This window comes from Photobacterium sp. J15 (genome assembly GCF_963870815.1).
GTDB classification, from domain to species: Bacteria; Pseudomonadota; Gammaproteobacteria; order Enterobacterales; family Vibrionaceae; genus Photobacterium; species Photobacterium marinum.
This window is the reverse complement of the sequence record NZ_CAWMUI010000001.1, coordinates 278,984-293,453: the sequence shown is the minus strand read 5'-3', so window position 1 is coordinate 293,453 and position 14,470 is coordinate 278,984. Positions and strand designations below refer to the sequence as shown.

The window sequence follows — 14,470 nt, the reverse complement described above, 5'->3', positions numbered from 1 at the left end:
TTGTATTTAATGCCGCACATAATAACCCGAAACGCCGCAACTGTTGAGCAAAACTGGCTTAATGAGCTTGCGAATGCGATATCAGACCCTTATCAACTGCTCAAAACCCTGAAAATTGATCCTGCGCCGTGGGAAAAAGGGCTGGGAGCCCGGAAATTATTTGCGCTGCGTGTTCCTATGAGCTTTGTCGAAAGAATGGAAGTTGGCAACCCCTACGATCCATTGTTGCGCCAAGTGCTCCCGCTGGAAGAAGAATATGAAGTACATAAAGGCTACTCACTCGATCCGCTGGAAGAACAGGACAACGCCATTCCCGGCTTGCTACACAAGTACAAAAACCGGGTTTTGCTGATCGTCAAGGGTGGCTGCGCCGTCAACTGCCGCTACTGTTTCCGCCGTCACTTCCCTTATCAGGAAAACAAAGGCGGCAAACGTCAATGGCAGACGGCTCTGGACTATGTCGCCGGCCAGCCTGAAATCAATGAAGTGATCTTCTCCGGCGGTGACCCGCTGATGGCCAAAGATCATGAATTGCAGTGGCTGGTAGAGAATATAGCCCAAATCCCGCATATCAAGCGACTGCGGATCCACACTCGCCTGCCTGTGGTACTGCCATCAAGGATCACCGATGAATTGTGCGAACTACTACAACAAACCCGCCTGCAAGTGGTGCTGGTTACGCATCTCAACCATGCCAATGAAGTAAATGGTGACCTTCGCCAGGCAATGAGCAAGCTAAAGCAGGCCGGTGTTACCCTGCTCAACCAGGGCGTATTACTTAAAGGTGTGAATGACTCGGTCGGCGCTCTTACACAGCTAAGCGAAGCCCTGTTCGATGCTGGTATCCTGCCGTACTACCTTCATGTACTTGATAAAGTTCAGGGAGCGGCTCACTTTATGGTGGGTGACGACCGTGCCCGCCAGCTAATGAAGGGGCTGATGGAAAACGTATCCGGTTATATGGTACCGCAACTGACCCGAGAAATCGGCGGTCGCCGCAGCAAGACACCACTTGACCTCCATCTCGAATAAACCTCACCTTTCCTCTTAATATACAAAAGATTTTGTGTCACCACAGACACAAAATCTTACCCATTATTCCTTGCAAAAAACTTTTTTTCGAGAACTTGCGGAAAAAAGCAACGAACAGTTCGTCTTCACTTAAGTTCCGTGTATTTTTCGCCGCTCCTTTCATAAGCAACATATATATATGGAATAAGAGTCACACTCTCGAGAAGACAAACACAACATGAATCTCAAGACCAAACTATCAGCCTGCTTTGCAGTGCTGTCACTCTCAATTATTTTGGTGTTATCGAGTTTCTCCTACCAGACACTTGAGGAGTCGACCCTCAACAGACTGGACTCGGAACTGGCAACCGCAGCGTACGCCACCAAAAAAATTGTCGGTGATGAACGACACAACCATCTCGACAAAAACAACAGTGATTACGACCAAATCTCGCGTGATTTAACCGATTTCACCACGGCATCCAAACTGGACTGGGCCTACACCACCGTAATGAAAAACGGACGAGTGTATTACACCTACATCAACCAAACCGAGGATGAAAGGCGCTCCGGACGCTACCAGAACTGGTATCTGGAAGAGTACAAAATTGTGCCGAAGATGCTTCGCGAGGCATTCCTCACAGAACAAATACAATTCGAGGAATACCAGGGCGAATTTGGCCGCTACCGCTCTATTTTTGTGCCGTTCCGCAACCACCAGGGTGAGCTGTATGTGGTTGGTGTCGATATCTCGCTTAATGCTGTTGATGCCATGCTAAGCAGTGAGTTAAAGCAAGTATGCCTGACCGCCGCTATCGTGCTAGCACTGGCCCTTATCGGTGCCCAGGTATTTGCCAACCGTCTTGTTCGGCCAGTGAATGCTCTGAACAAAGTGCTGCTGAATATCGCCAACGGCGACTGGAACCTGAACCAGCGTGTTGCGGTAACCAGCAAAGATGAAATCGGTGCAATGGCGAATGCCTTCAACACCTTTATGGCAGCACTGCGTGAACGCCTGCTTGAAGTCAGCCAGTCAACCGAAAGCGTAGCCGCAATCACGACCCAGCTTGATCATCTGGTGCAGGCCGTTACCGACCGCTCAATAGAACAGGCCGAGAATGTCGGTAACAGCGCGACAGCAATTGAAGAGCTGGCAACCAGCAGCCAGAGCATCTCGGAAGTCGTTGGCAATGCCAACCAGAAGATGAACCATTTTGAAGAACACACGCAAAACACCGTCGCCGCCATCAACGACGCGGTTAACGGCATGCAGAGTGTTCAAAAAGAAACCAACTCAGTGGCCGAAAAGCTACAGCTGCTCGACAGTCGCGCCGGTGAGATCAACTCCATTGTTGAAGTGATCAAAGACATCGCCGATCAGACCAACCTGCTGGCACTTAATGCCGCCATCGAAGCAGCACGTGCCGGTGAACAGGGCCGTGGTTTTGCCGTGGTTGCCGACGAAGTACGTCAACTGTCAGAGCGTACCGCTAAAGCCACTGTCGAGATTGGCTCCATGATCAATACCGTACAGAGCGATACCGGTTCAGCAACCGAAACCATGCAGCAAGCCGTTGAACAGGTCGATAACTGTGTTCAGCACGCCGATCAGGCCAATGAATCGCTGAACAGCTTCCGCACCGAAATCACCTCGGTAACGGAAGGAATGGAAGAAATTACCGAGTCGGTAAAAGAACAAGCCTGTGCCTCAGAGCACCTGTCATCCAACGTTGCCGCACTGAGCAGCAGCGCAGATGAAAACCGACTATCAACTCAGGATGCACAACAAGGGGTTGAAGAGCTGAAGCGCCGGGCAACCGCGCTACGCGACGTTGTGCATCTTTTTACACTTTAACTTCAACCAACAAGAAGCAATAACTCATAACAGGAGATATCCTTTGAAACTGAAACTTAGCCTGGTAGCACTGGCACTTATGGGCCAAACAGCCGCTCAAGCAGCACCTCTGCTGGTAGATTTTAACGACGAACACCGCGAAGAGCGCATTCAGTCAAGCAACGCATGGCTGGAAATTGATACTCAGGCATTTTCTGACAACATCCAGCTACTACAGAAGGATCTGAAGGGTAACACTAAAATCTGTGCCATTATGAAAGCGGACGCTTACGGTAATGGTATTGCTGGCCTGATGCCAACCATCATCGCTAATAACGTACCATGCGTTGGTATCACCAGTAACGAAGAAGCACGCCTTGTTCGTGAGCACGGTTACGAAGGTAAAGTAATGCGTGTTCGTGCTGCTAGCAAGAACGAAATCGAAGGCGGTCTGGATTACAAAATCGAAGAGCTGATCGGTACTAAGATGCAGGCTGATCAAATCATCGACATCGCAATGGAAAACGACACAACGATTCCTGTTCACCTGGCACTAAACACATCAGGCATGGGTCGTAACGGCCTGGATCTGACTACTTATGAAGGTCAGGTTGAAGGTGTAGAAATCGCCAGCGCTCCAAACCTGGAAATCGTGGGTATGATGACGCACTTCCCGAACGAAGGCCTTGACGAAATCAAGCGCAAAGTTGAGCGTTTTAAAGTTGAAACTAAGTGGCTGATGGACAGCGCTGGTCTGAAGCGTAAAGATATCACTCTGCACGTTGCTAACTCTTACATCACGCTGAACCTTCCTGAAGCGCACCTGGATATGGTTCGCCCAGGCGGCATGCTGTACGGTGACTACCCAGCAACTGCACCATACAAGCGCATCGTTTCTTTCAAAACTCGCATCGCTTCTCTGCACCACTTCCCAGCAGGCAGCACTATCGGTTACGGCAGCACCAAAGTACTTGAGCGCGACTCTGTACTGGCTAACCTGCCAATCGGCTACTCTGACGGCTTCGCTCGTTCACTGAGCAACAAAGCAGACGTTCTGATCAACGGCCAGCGTGCTCGCGTAATGGGCATGGCGTCAATGAACACAACCATGGTTGACGTAACTGACATCGTTGGCGTACAGGCTAACGACGAAGTAGTTGTATTCGGCCAGCAGGGTTCTGAAAAAATCACAGGTGAAGAGACTGAAGAGAAGAGCGGTCGCATTCTGCCTGAACACTACACTATCTGGGGTGCAACTAACCCACGCGTTTACCGTTAATCACAAACGCAAAGATAGCCAAGGCCAGCCTCATGCTGGCCTTTTTTCTACCCGCCGTTCCAGCAATTTTTTCCATCCTGACGATAAAAAAATATCATCGCCAATTTGCTCGCTTTTCCACCTGATTAAGCGCATAGTCGCGCTCCAAATCGGTAAGCAGAGAAGGCAGCCAAACTTCTCTCTTATAACCTTTTCACTTTATTTTTTACGAGTAGCGCGATGAAAATTGGCATCCTTTCCCAAAACGAAAACCTGTACTCCACCCGCCGTCTACGCGAAGCCATTGAGCAACGCGGACACCAAGCGGTGATTATCAACGCTCTGCGATGTTATATGAACATTAACTCGGTAAAACCTTCCATCCATTTTGAAGGTGAAGAGCTGACCGGGTTTGATGCGATTATTCCTCGCATCGGTGCTGATATTACGTTTTACGGTTGTTCGGTACTGCGTCAGTTTGAAATGATGGATGTTTTTTCGGTCAACCAGTCGATCGCAATATCCCGCTCTCGGGACAAACTTCGTTCGCTGCAACTGCTGAGCAGAAAAGGGATTGGTATGCCAGTCACAGGCTTTGCCAGCAAGCCGGACGATGTGCCAGATCTGATCAAAATGGTGGGCGGTGCGCCACTGGTGATCAAGCTGCTTGAAGGTACCCAAGGGATCGGTGTCGTGCTGGCCGAAACACAAAAAGCGGCCGAAAGCGTTATCGAAGCTTTCATGGGGCTGAAAGCAAATATCATGGTCCAGGAGTTCATTGAAGAAGCCGGTGGCGCCGACATCCGCTGCTTTGTTATCGGCGACAAAGTGATTGCCGCAATGAAACGCCAGGCCGCAGACGGTGAATTCCGCTCCAATCTGCACCGAGGCGGTAGCGCAACACTGATCCGTATTACGCCGGAAGAGCGCAAGACAGCCGTAGCGGCAGCTAAAGCAATGGGTTTGAGTGTGGCCGGGGTTGATTTACTGCGCTCCAAGCGCGGCCCGCTGGTGATGGAGGTGAACTCCTCGCCGGGCCTGGAAGGCATTGAAACCGCCACCGGGAAAGATATTGCAGGTATGATTGTCGAACACATCGAAAAGCATGCCGGAAAAAAGCGAAGTCACCGCTTACAGCATCAATAAAAACAACCAAACAGAATAAACACGAGCCTTAGCCACTCTTTCATAAAGCAGCCAGAAGGCTGCTTTTTTTCACTGACTTAACGAACAGGAGACAACTGCAATGTTGCCTGACATTGCGCCTTTTGCATGGCCAGCATTACTGAAATGCGCCATTTGCGGCACCATGATTGGTTTTGAGCGCCAATTGCGGGGGAAACCGGTCGGCATACGAACCGCTACCCTGATTATCGTCGGAACATACTGCTTCATAACTCTGGGCCAGACATTATCGGCCAGCGATGCCGACCTGGCACGGGTGATGTCCCAGATCATTACCGGTATCGGCTTTCTTGGTGCTGGCGTTATGATGAACCGGGATGGGCAGATCCACGGCGTAACATCAGCAGCAGTTGTCTGGATGCTGGCAGCACTTGGCGTCACCATTGGCCTCGGGTACGGCCAAAGTGCGGTATTGATGACTGGCGTCATTATCTCGGTTTTGCTTGGTGTGGATAAGCTGGAAAACAGCCTGCGCTTTTTACGCAAAGGCGTTCATGCCCATTGGTCCGATCGTCGCCAGCGGAAAAAAATGCAGCGCCACCAATCAGCAGCCGATTAGAAAACAAAATAGGTACACCTTTTTACCAACAGATACACCTTAAAGCTGAACACAAATAACCATTGAGTAATAAAACCAAAACTCACGGCGTAAGTTGCTGATTTTAAATGAATTACTTTTTGTTCAGCTTTTACGGCTTTTTCTCCAAAAAGCTTACAACGACTCATTCGATTCTTTCTCATTCACGCGTACAGCTTCATGCATAAAAATCAGCTTTTCGCTGAGCAAAATGACCACCATAATCAAAAGCCTTAGAAAAGTACGTAATATACTGATTTTAAACAATTAAAAACATGTGCAGCTTTCTCGGCTTTTTTCCTGATAAAGTCAGATCTCAAATCTAACCCTTCTTAAAGCAATTCCGTACACCTTTTTACTCCTTTGACAGCGAAAAGGCGAGCAACATTACAGCCGCTATCTAAAAGGCCGTCAATCAAACTTAATATACTGATTTTATTGGGTTATTTTTACGTTCAGCTTTTCAGGATTTTTTCCTAGTGAACTCTGCACAAGATATTTCCGAGGAGGGCACCAACAATGTACAGCTTTTCCCTTACTGAACACCAAAAAGATGAGCCCTTTTACACCCACGTTACTAGCACGACAAAGTAAAGCATAAAACTCTGTTTTTATTGTGTTTTTATTGGCGTACAGCTTTTTGGGGAATTTTCAGAGTGAACTATGAGAGACGAGATACAGCAAAATAAATTATGAAGTGGCTTATAACAAAGCAAAAAACGAAGAACAAAAGAAAAAGGCCGGGAGAATCTCCCGGCCTTTGAGTGGTTCAGTTATCCATTAATCGACTTCTTAAAGCCGACTAAGGATGAGTGAACGGGTCAGCTTACATCATGCCACCCATACCACCCATGCCGCCCATATCAGGCATTGCAGGAGCGTCTTTCTGTGGCAGGTCTGTAACCATCGCTTCTGTAGTGATCATCAGGCCAGCAACAGATGCTGCGAACTGGATAGCAGAACGAGTTACTTTAGTTGGGTCAAGGATACCCATCTCGATCATGTCGCCGTACTCGCCAGTAGCAGCGTTGTAACCGTAGTTAGCTTCGCCTGCACGAACGTTGTTAGCAACAACAGATTCTTCATCACCAGCGTTTCGAGTGATTTGACGGATAGGTGCTTCCATCGCACGCAGAGCAACGCGGATACCTACGTTCTGCTCTTCGTTGTCACCCTGCAGATCAACAATCTTAGAAGCAGCGCGGATAAGAGCAACACCACCACCAGCGACAACACCTTCTTCAACGGCTGCGCGAGTTGCGTGAAGTGCGTCTTCTACACGGTCTTTCTTCTCTTTCATTTCAACTTCAGTTGCTGCACCAACTTTGATTACTGCAACACCGCCTGCCAGTTTAGCAACGCGCTCCTGAAGTTTTTCTTTGTCGTAGTCTGAAGTCGCTTCTTCAATCTGCTGACGGATCTGAGCTACACGGCCCTGAATCATCGCTTCTTCACCAATACCGTCGATGATAGTGGTGTTTTCTTTAGTGATTGTTACACGCTTCGCCTGACCCATGTCTTCAAGCTGAACTTTTTCCAGCTCCAGGCCAACTTCTTCAGAAATTACAGTACCAGCAGTCAGTACCGCGATGTCCTGAAGCATTGCTTTACGACGGTCACCGAAACCAGGTGCTTTAACAGCAGCTACTTTCACGATACCGCGCATGTTGTTCACAACCAGTGTTGCCAGTGCTTCGCCTTCAACATCTTCAGCGATGATCAGAAGAGGGCGAGATGCTTTCGCTACTGCCTCAAGAGCTGGTAGCAGTTCACGGATGTTAGATACTTTCTTGTCAATCAGCAGGATGAATGGGTTTTCCAGATCAACCGCACCCGCTTCCTGGTTGTTGATGAAGTATGGAGACAGGTAACCGCGGTCGAACTGCATACCTTCAACTACGTCCAGCTCGTCTTGCAGAGCCTGACCTTCTTCAACAGTGATAACACCGTCGCGGCCTACTTTTTCCATTGCTTCTGCAATGATGTTACCTACAGTCGCATCAGAGTTTGCAGAGATAGTACCAACCTGTGCGATAGCTTTAGTGTCTTCACATGGAACAGACAGTGCTTTCAGTTCTTCAACCGCAGCAACAACTGCTTTGTCGATACCGCGCTTCAGGTCCATTGGGTTCATGCCAGCAGCAACTGCTTTCAGACCTTCGTTTACGATAGCCTGAGCCAGTACTGTTGCAGTAGTTGTACCGTCACCAGCAGCATCGTTAGCCTGAGACGCCACTTCTTTAACCATCTGTGCGCCCATGTTCTGGAACTTGTCTTCCAGTTCGATTTCACGCGCTACAGAAACACCATCTTTAGTGATAGTCGGAGCACCGAAAGATTTGTCCAGTACTACGTTACGGCCTTTAGGGCCCAGTGTTACTTTTACAGCGTCAGCCAGAACGTTTACACCTTCCAGCATTTTGATTCGTGCATCGTTACCAAATTTAACGTCTTTAGCAGCCATGTCAGTCTTCCTTTCTTAATTTTTAATTTGAAGTGATCGGATTATTCAACGATAGCCATGATGTCGTTTTCAGACATGATCAGGACTTCTTTACCGTTGATCTTTTCAGCCTTAGTGCTAGTGTCGTAGCCTTCAGCAAAGATCACAGTATCACCAACTTTAACGTCCAGCGGCTGTACTGAGCCGTTTTCCAGAATGCGGCCTTTACCTACTGCCAGTACTGTACCGCGAGTAGATTTTTCAGCTGCAGAACCAGTCAGAACGATGCCGCCAGCAGATTTTGATTCAACTTCTTGGCGCTCAACGATAACTCGGTCATGTAAAGGACGAATGTTCATCGGTCGTCTCTCCTGATTTGGTAAAATCCATACAATAAATAAAGGTAAGGGTTCGTGTCCCTTACTTTTTCTGATAACTAGACATGTTGGGACGTTTTTTCGAATCCCAAGTCCCCGGCGACATTTTTTTCAAAAAATTCACCGAGAATTTTTGCCCGATCACACTCTTTGCATTAGGGTAAGCGGGCATCCCACTTCTGAGACCACTATGTCGATAGCAAGAAAGGCAGATAAACACGGGCTGTTGTCCGCTCCGATCCCCCTCGCCCTGCGCCGATTAACCATTCCTATGGTATTCGGTATGGTGGCGATCCTGATGTTTAACTTGGTCGACACCTTCTTTATTTCACTGCTGGGCACCGAAGCGCTGGCAGCGGTGAGTTTCACCTTCCCGGTTACCTTTGCCCTCAACTGCATCACCATGGGAGTCAGTGTCGGGATATCAACCAGCATTGGTCGTCTGCTCGGCAGCGGCAATAACCAGGATGCCGCTAGGTTGGCGACTCACGGCCTGTTACTCGCTGTCGTTCTGGTGATCGCAGCCTCCATTCTGGGATTAAACACAATAGAGCCCCTTTTTAGCCTGCTCGGTGCGACACCTGAGCTGCTACCCGTTATCAAACAATATATGCAGATCTGGTATTTAGCCATTCCGCTGCTGGTGATCCCAATGGCAGGCAACAGTGCAATCCGGGCAACCGGGGATGCCAAAAGCCCGGCCCAGATCATGATGCTGGCCGGATTTATCAATGGTGTACTGGATCCTTTACTGATCTTTGGATTAGGGCCGTTTCCCGAACTCGGCGTGCAGGGCGCTGCCATTGCCAGCGGGATCAGCTGGGCTTTCGCCCTGATCAATTCGCTCTATATTCTAATCAGAAGAGAAAAACTGCTGGCCAGACCGCAACTGACGTTAATTAACAAAGACTGCCGCCAAATCCTGCAGGTTGGTACGCCAGCCGGGCTGTCCAATGCGCTTAACCCGCTCTCCGGCGCACTGTTAATGTGGTTGCTAGCAGCTCAGGGCACTGCGTCTATTGCCGCCTACGGTGCAGCAATGCGGATAGAATCGATTCTGGTGATTGTAATGATGGCACTGGGTTCAGCTCTGATGCCGTTTATGGCCCAGAACTTAGGCGCTAATCAGAACCACCGGGCATTCCAGGCGCTGTTTACCTCCATGCGCTTTGCCATCATCTTCCAGCTACTGGTCTTTATCATGATGGTGCCTCTGAGCTGGCCGTTGTCGTCAATGTTCAGCCAGGATACCGCGGTACAGCAGCAGCTCTGGCATTACCTGATTGTGGTACCGCTCAGCTATGGTATGCAGGCTGTTTGCATGCTGCTGATCAGTGCGCTTAATGCTATGCACAAACCCATCCATTCCCTGATCTGGAACTTGCTACGACTGTTCGGATTTTTACTGCCGGCAGCTTGGGTTGGCAGCCAGATTGACGGGACGGAAGGGCTGTTTGTCGGTATTGCCATCGCCAATATGATCAGCGGGATCGGTGCTTATTTATATGCGGTCAAAATGCGGCGTGATGTGTACAAAAATCCGGTCAAAACGATCTGAATCTGCCCCATTATTTCTCAACGGCAAATATTAACAGCATTAACAGAAAAGGCAGCCAAACGGCTGCCTTCTTATTCAACACTAGTCATAACAGACTACTAATGAATTAATGCAATCTGCGGTCAGTATCGTTCTCTTTCTGTTCGTCCTTACGTTCGAATTCACCATCGAACACATCACCTTCAGAAGAACGCTGGCGGAATGGGTCATCCTGCTGTTCAAATGGCCCCTGGCTACCGAAGCCCTGACTGCCGAAACCAGCACTGAATCCGCTGCCCATATTCTGAACCTTAACCCTACTCATCAGCTGCTTAGCCAACATCGCCCGTGGTGCAGGCAGTAGCACCATCATACCGAGAGCATCCGTCATAAAGCCCGGAGTCAGCAGCAACACACCGGCTACGGCCAGCATCACCCCTTCAACAATCTGCTGGGCAGGCAACTCGCCTTGCTGCAGGCGGCTTTGCACCGACATCAGCGTTGCGATTCCCTGACTGCGAACCAGCGATGCCCCGACAATGGCAGTAACCAATACCAGCGCTATCGTAGGCCACAGGCCGAGAAATCCCCCCAACTGGACAAACAGGGCGATTTCAATGATAGGTACAACGATAAAAAGCAATAGCAAAACAGGAAACACGACTTACCTCGATACGGTTGATGTCTGTTACAAATAATCACGTTATGGCAATAATCTTGCCCGAAAACATAACCCTTCTTTATCTCTATTAATAATGGGAACAATCCGGCAGTTTTCAACTACGCGAGTGTAACAGAAAGCAACCATAATTAATTTGCTGAACGGCACCTGAAAGGATGACACAGGGACTTCACATCCTGTCATATTTCGTCATTTTTAAACATAAAACACCGAGGGAAAATTAACAGTAAATGTGAAGTCGATCGCGTTTTTGTGCAAATGTATTCAACCACCTTAAAAAAGTGATCTTGATTATGTTTTTACCCCTAAAGGGGAGTATTATCAGCCCCAGACAAAAGGTGTCAGGTACGATCATCTAGCCAAAATCTCTACGGAATGGACTCTGTTCTTTCAGATTGGCTCAACATTTGTTTTTTTATAGCAGATTCCACTTTAAGGCTACGTTATGTCTCAGATGATTGATCTAGAAAAAAAAGAAACAACTACTAATGTTGCAACCCGCATTGAAGAAGATCTTCTTGGTGAACGCCACGTCCCAGCTGAAGCATACTGGGGTATTCATACTCTTCGTGCAGTAGAAAACTTCAACATCTCCAATAAAACTATCTCTGACGTTCCAGAATTCGTTCGCGGTATGGTTTTCACCAAAAAAGCTGCGGCAATGGCGAACAAAGAGCTGGGTGCTATCCCTTCTGATGTAGGTGAATACATCATCAAAGCGTGTGACCAGATCCTTGAAACAGGTAAGTGCATGGATCAATTCCCGTCAGACGTTTTCCAGGGCGGTGCCGGTACATCAGTAAACATGAACTCTAACGAAGTTATCGCTAACCTTGCTCTTGAACTTATGGGCAAAGAAAAAGGCGAATACGACATCGTTAACCCTAACGACCACGTAAACAAGTCTCAGTCTACTAACTGTGCCTACCCAACAGGTTTCCGTGTTGCTGTTTACAACAGCATCATGAACATGCTGGAAGCACTTGAGTACCTGAAAGCAGCATTCGACGCGAAAGGCGAAGAATTCGGCGACGTACTGAAAATGGGCCGCACCCAGCTTCAGGATGCTGTACCTATGACTGTTGGCCAGGAATTCCACGCATTCGGCGTACTGGTTAAAGAAGAAATCAAAAACCTTCGTCACACAGCTCAGCTTCTGCTTGAAGTAAACCTGGGTGCAACAGCTATCGGTACTGGCCTGAACGCAGCAACTGGCTACCAGGAACTGGCTGTTCAGCGTCTGGCTGAAGTAACTGGCCTACCTTGTGTACCAGCTGAAGACCTGATCGAAGCAACATCAGACTGTGGTGCTTACGTAATGGTTCACGGTGCTCTTAAGCGTACCGCTGTTAAGCTATCTAAGATCAGCAACGACCTGCGTCTTCTTTCTTCAGGTCCACGTGCCGGTCTGAACGAAATCAACCTACCTGAAATGCAGGCTGGTTCTTCTATCATGCCAGCTAAAGTAAACCCAGTAATCCCTGAAGTGGTTAACCAGGTTTGCTTCAAGGTTATCGGTAACGACACCACGGTTACTTTCGCAGCAGAAGCAGGTCAGCTTCAGCTAAACGTTATGGAACCAGTTATCGGTCAGGCAGTATTCGAATCTATCGAGCTGCTGAAGAACGCTGCAATCAACCTGCGTGACAAGTGCATTGATGGCATCACAGTAAACAAAGAAGTTTGTGAAAACTTCGTGTTCAACTCAATCGGTATCGTAACTTACCTTAACCCGTTCATCGGCCACCACGAAGGTGACATCGTAGGTAAGATTTGTGCCGAAACAGGTAAGAGCGTACGTGAAGTAGTTCTTGAGCGCGGTCTGCTGACTGAAGAACAACTGGACGACATCTTCTCTGTTGATAACCTGATGCACCCAGAGTACAAAGCGAAGCGTTACAACTAATAACGCATTAGCGAGTTAATTTAATACAAGGCGGATTTTCAGGACGAGGATCCGCCATTTTTTGCTACAGATTTCCCCCTTTTTTTATTTATTTTTTATTTTACTAAGACAGGACAATCTCATGATTGGTGTAGAACTATTTGTCGTTCTCGCGTTCATTTATCTGGGCGCAAGAATCGGCGGTATCGGTATTGGTTTTGCCGGCGGTGCTGGTGTGTTGGTGCTTTCTCTAGGTCTGGGAATGGATGCAGGTAATATTCCTGTAGACGTTATCCTGATCATCATGTCGGTAATTACCGCAATCGCAGCCATGCAGGTTGCCGGCGGTATGGACTGGCTGGTTGATCTGGCAGAAAAATTCCTGCGTAAGAACCCTAAACGCATCACCTTCTACGCACCGATGGTAACTTACTTCATGACTCTGCTTGCAGGTACAGGCCACACAGCCTTCTCGACCCTGCCGGTAATTGCAGAAGTTGCCAAAGAGCAAGGCGTTCGCCCTTCCCGCCCACTATCAATTGCAGTTGTGGCTTCACAGATTGCAATTACCGCATCGCCTATCTCCGCAGCGGTTGTATTCTTCTCTGGCATTCTCGAACCGCTCGGAGTGGGCTACCTAACTCTGTTGGCTATCTGTATCCCTACTACCTTCATTGCGTGTATGGCCGGTGCATTTGTGTCTAACTTTATCGGCTGTGAGCTGAAAGATGATCCGGTTTACCAGGATCACCTGGCGAAAGGTCTGATCAAAATCCAGGGCGCAACCAAGCGTGATATCCTGCCGACAGCGAAAAAAGCCACTTATATCTTCATTATCGCTATCATCGCTGTTGTTGCTTACGCAACCATGATTTCAAAAGCGGTTGGTGTTATCGAAGATCCGGCACTGGGCCGTAACGACGCTATCATGGTATTCATGCTGACAGCGGCAATGGCTATCGTCACCTTCACTAAGATTGACGCATCGAAAATTGCCAACGCACCGACATTCAAGTCTGGTATGAGCGCTTGTGTGTGTGTACTTGGTGTGGCATGGCTGGGTGATACTTTCGTATCTGGCCACATTGCAGAAATCAAAGAATTTGCCGGTGAGATTCTGGCTCAGTACCCATGGATGCTGGCAGTAACCCTGTTCTTTGCTTCTATGCTGCTGTACTCACAGGGCGCAACAACCACTGCTCTGATGCCTGCGGCACTGGCTATCGGCGTAGCTCCGCTAACAGCTATTGCGTCTTTCGCAGCAGTAAGTGCGCTGTTCGTACTGCCTACTTACCCAACCCTGCTGGCTGCGGTTGAGATGGATGAAACAGGCTCTACCCGTATCGGTAACCTGGTATTCAACCACCCGTTCTTTATTCCGGGTGTAGTCACTATCACGACTTCTGTAGCCCTGGGCTTCTTGGTTGGTGGTATGTTCCTGTAATTGCCACCAGCAATACGAATATACAAAGGCTGCCTCCGGGCGGCCTTTTTATTGGGCACTTCTTTTCGAGCCTTTGAGACGCTTAATCCTAACAGGCGATAACAACGGCTACCCGGCAAAGCCTTCAGCTCAAGGCTAGTTCCAAAACAATAATATTAAGACAAGAGAAACCGTCTCTCTTGAATTGTCATCTCACAACCAATGCAATGAAATTGCATAGTAAGCAATCACTAACAT

Annotated in this window: 11 protein-coding genes; 8 read left to right on the top strand and 3 right to left on the bottom strand. The window is 48.5% G+C overall.

The window, feature by feature from the left end; translation table 11 throughout:
• Nucleotides 1-9 precede the first annotated feature (9 nt).
• The 5 genes from epmB (at nt 10) to AACQ93_RS01365 (ending at nt 5,847) form a co-directional block, all read left to right on the top strand.
• Nucleotides 10-1,032: an EF-P beta-lysylation protein EpmB gene (gene epmB / locus AACQ93_RS01385; protein ID WP_064601671.1), complete on the top strand. Its 1,023-nt coding sequence runs from the start codon at nt 10-12 to the stop codon at nt 1,030-1,032.
• 217 nt (nt 1,033-1,249) lie between these two features.
• Nucleotides 1,250-2,866 (top strand): methyl-accepting chemotaxis protein, encoded by a 1,617-nt coding sequence (locus AACQ93_RS01380; RefSeq protein WP_064601670.1) that lies wholly within the window; start codon nt 1,250-1,252, stop codon nt 2,864-2,866.
• A 43-nt stretch (nt 2,867-2,909) separates the two neighbouring features.
• Nucleotides 2,910-4,124 (top strand): alanine racemase, encoded by a 1,215-nt coding sequence (gene alr, locus AACQ93_RS01375; RefSeq protein ID WP_084418890.1) that lies wholly within the window; start codon nt 2,910-2,912, stop codon nt 4,122-4,124.
• A 219-nt stretch (nt 4,125-4,343) separates the two neighbouring features.
• On the top strand, nt 4,344-5,249 hold the full coding sequence (rimK, locus tag AACQ93_RS01370) for a 30S ribosomal protein S6--L-glutamate ligase (protein WP_064601669.1): 906 nt from the start codon (nt 4,344-4,346) through the stop codon (nt 5,247-5,249).
• A gap of 100 nt (nt 5,250-5,349) precedes the next feature.
• Nucleotides 5,350-5,847, top strand: a complete 498-nt coding sequence (locus tag AACQ93_RS01365) for an MgtC/SapB family protein (RefSeq protein ID WP_064601668.1) — start codon at nt 5,350-5,352, stop codon at nt 5,845-5,847.
• 844 nt (nt 5,848-6,691) lie between these two features.
• Here the strand turns inward: AACQ93_RS01365 and groL are convergent.
• Both groL and AACQ93_RS01355 read right to left on the bottom strand, forming a co-directional pair.
• Nucleotides 6,692-8,329 (bottom strand): chaperonin GroEL, encoded by a 1,638-nt coding sequence (gene groL, locus AACQ93_RS01360; protein WP_064601667.1) that lies wholly within the window; start codon nt 8,327-8,329, stop codon nt 6,692-6,694.
• Between the two features lie 41 nt (nt 8,330-8,370).
• Nucleotides 8,371-8,667 carry a co-chaperone GroES gene (locus tag AACQ93_RS01355; protein ID WP_064601666.1) on the bottom strand — a complete coding sequence of 99 codons (297 nt, stop codon included), beginning with the start codon at nt 8,665-8,667 and terminating at the stop codon, nt 8,371-8,373.
• A gap of 208 nt (nt 8,668-8,875) precedes the next feature.
• Here AACQ93_RS01355 and AACQ93_RS01350 point away from each other — a divergent pair, with 208 nt between their 5' ends.
• Entirely contained in the window at nt 8,876-10,243 is a 1,368-nt protein-coding gene (locus tag AACQ93_RS01350; RefSeq protein ID WP_064601665.1) for an MATE family efflux transporter, read from the top strand.
• Between the two features lie 106 nt (nt 10,244-10,349).
• On the opposite strand, the gene AACQ93_RS01345 is transcribed toward AACQ93_RS01350, so the two are convergent.
• On the bottom strand, nt 10,350-10,883 hold the full coding sequence (locus AACQ93_RS01345; protein ID WP_007462978.1) for an FxsA family protein: 534 nt from the start codon (nt 10,881-10,883) through the stop codon (nt 10,350-10,352).
• A 466-nt stretch (nt 10,884-11,349) separates the two neighbouring features.
• Between AACQ93_RS01345 and aspA the strand changes: the two genes are divergently transcribed.
• Together aspA and AACQ93_RS01335 are read left to right on the top strand one after the other, a co-directional pair.
• Entirely contained in the window at nt 11,350-12,810 is a 1,461-nt protein-coding gene (gene aspA, locus AACQ93_RS01340; RefSeq protein WP_007462976.1) for an aspartate ammonia-lyase, read from the top strand.
• 121 nt (nt 12,811-12,931) lie between these two features.
• The gene (locus tag AACQ93_RS01335; RefSeq protein WP_007462974.1) at nt 12,932-14,233 is read left to right on the top strand and encodes an anaerobic C4-dicarboxylate transporter; all 1,302 of its coding nucleotides are present in this window, start codon (nt 12,932-12,934) and stop codon (nt 14,231-14,233) included.
• The last annotated feature ends 237 nt before the right edge of the window (nt 14,234-14,470 follow it).

What these genes read in the sequence shown, in the direction of transcription:
- epmB (WP_064601671.1), top strand. Translation starts at nt 10, where the DNA reads ATGCCGCACATAATAACCCGAAACGCCGCAACTGTTGAGCAAAACTGG.
- AACQ93_RS01380 (WP_064601670.1), top strand. Translation starts at nt 1,250, where the DNA reads ATGAATCTCAAGACCAAACTATCAGCCTGCTTTGCAGTGCTGTCACTC.
- rimK (WP_064601669.1), top strand. Translation starts at nt 4,344, where the DNA reads ATGAAAATTGGCATCCTTTCCCAAAACGAAAACCTGTACTCCACCCGC.
- AACQ93_RS01365 (WP_064601668.1), top strand. Translation starts at nt 5,350, where the DNA reads ATGTTGCCTGACATTGCGCCTTTTGCATGGCCAGCATTACTGAAATGC.
- groL (WP_064601667.1), bottom strand. Translation starts at nt 8,329, where the DNA reads ATGGCTGCTAAAGACGTTAAATTTGGTAACGATGCACGAATCAAAATG.
- AACQ93_RS01355 (WP_064601666.1), bottom strand. Translation starts at nt 8,667, where the DNA reads ATGAACATTCGTCCTTTACATGACCGAGTTATCGTTGAGCGCCAAGAA.
- AACQ93_RS01350 (WP_064601665.1), top strand. Translation starts at nt 8,876, where the DNA reads ATGTCGATAGCAAGAAAGGCAGATAAACACGGGCTGTTGTCCGCTCCG.
- aspA (WP_007462976.1), top strand. Translation starts at nt 11,350, where the DNA reads ATGTCTCAGATGATTGATCTAGAAAAAAAAGAAACAACTACTAATGTT.
- AACQ93_RS01335 (WP_007462974.1), top strand. Translation starts at nt 12,932, where the DNA reads ATGATTGGTGTAGAACTATTTGTCGTTCTCGCGTTCATTTATCTGGGC.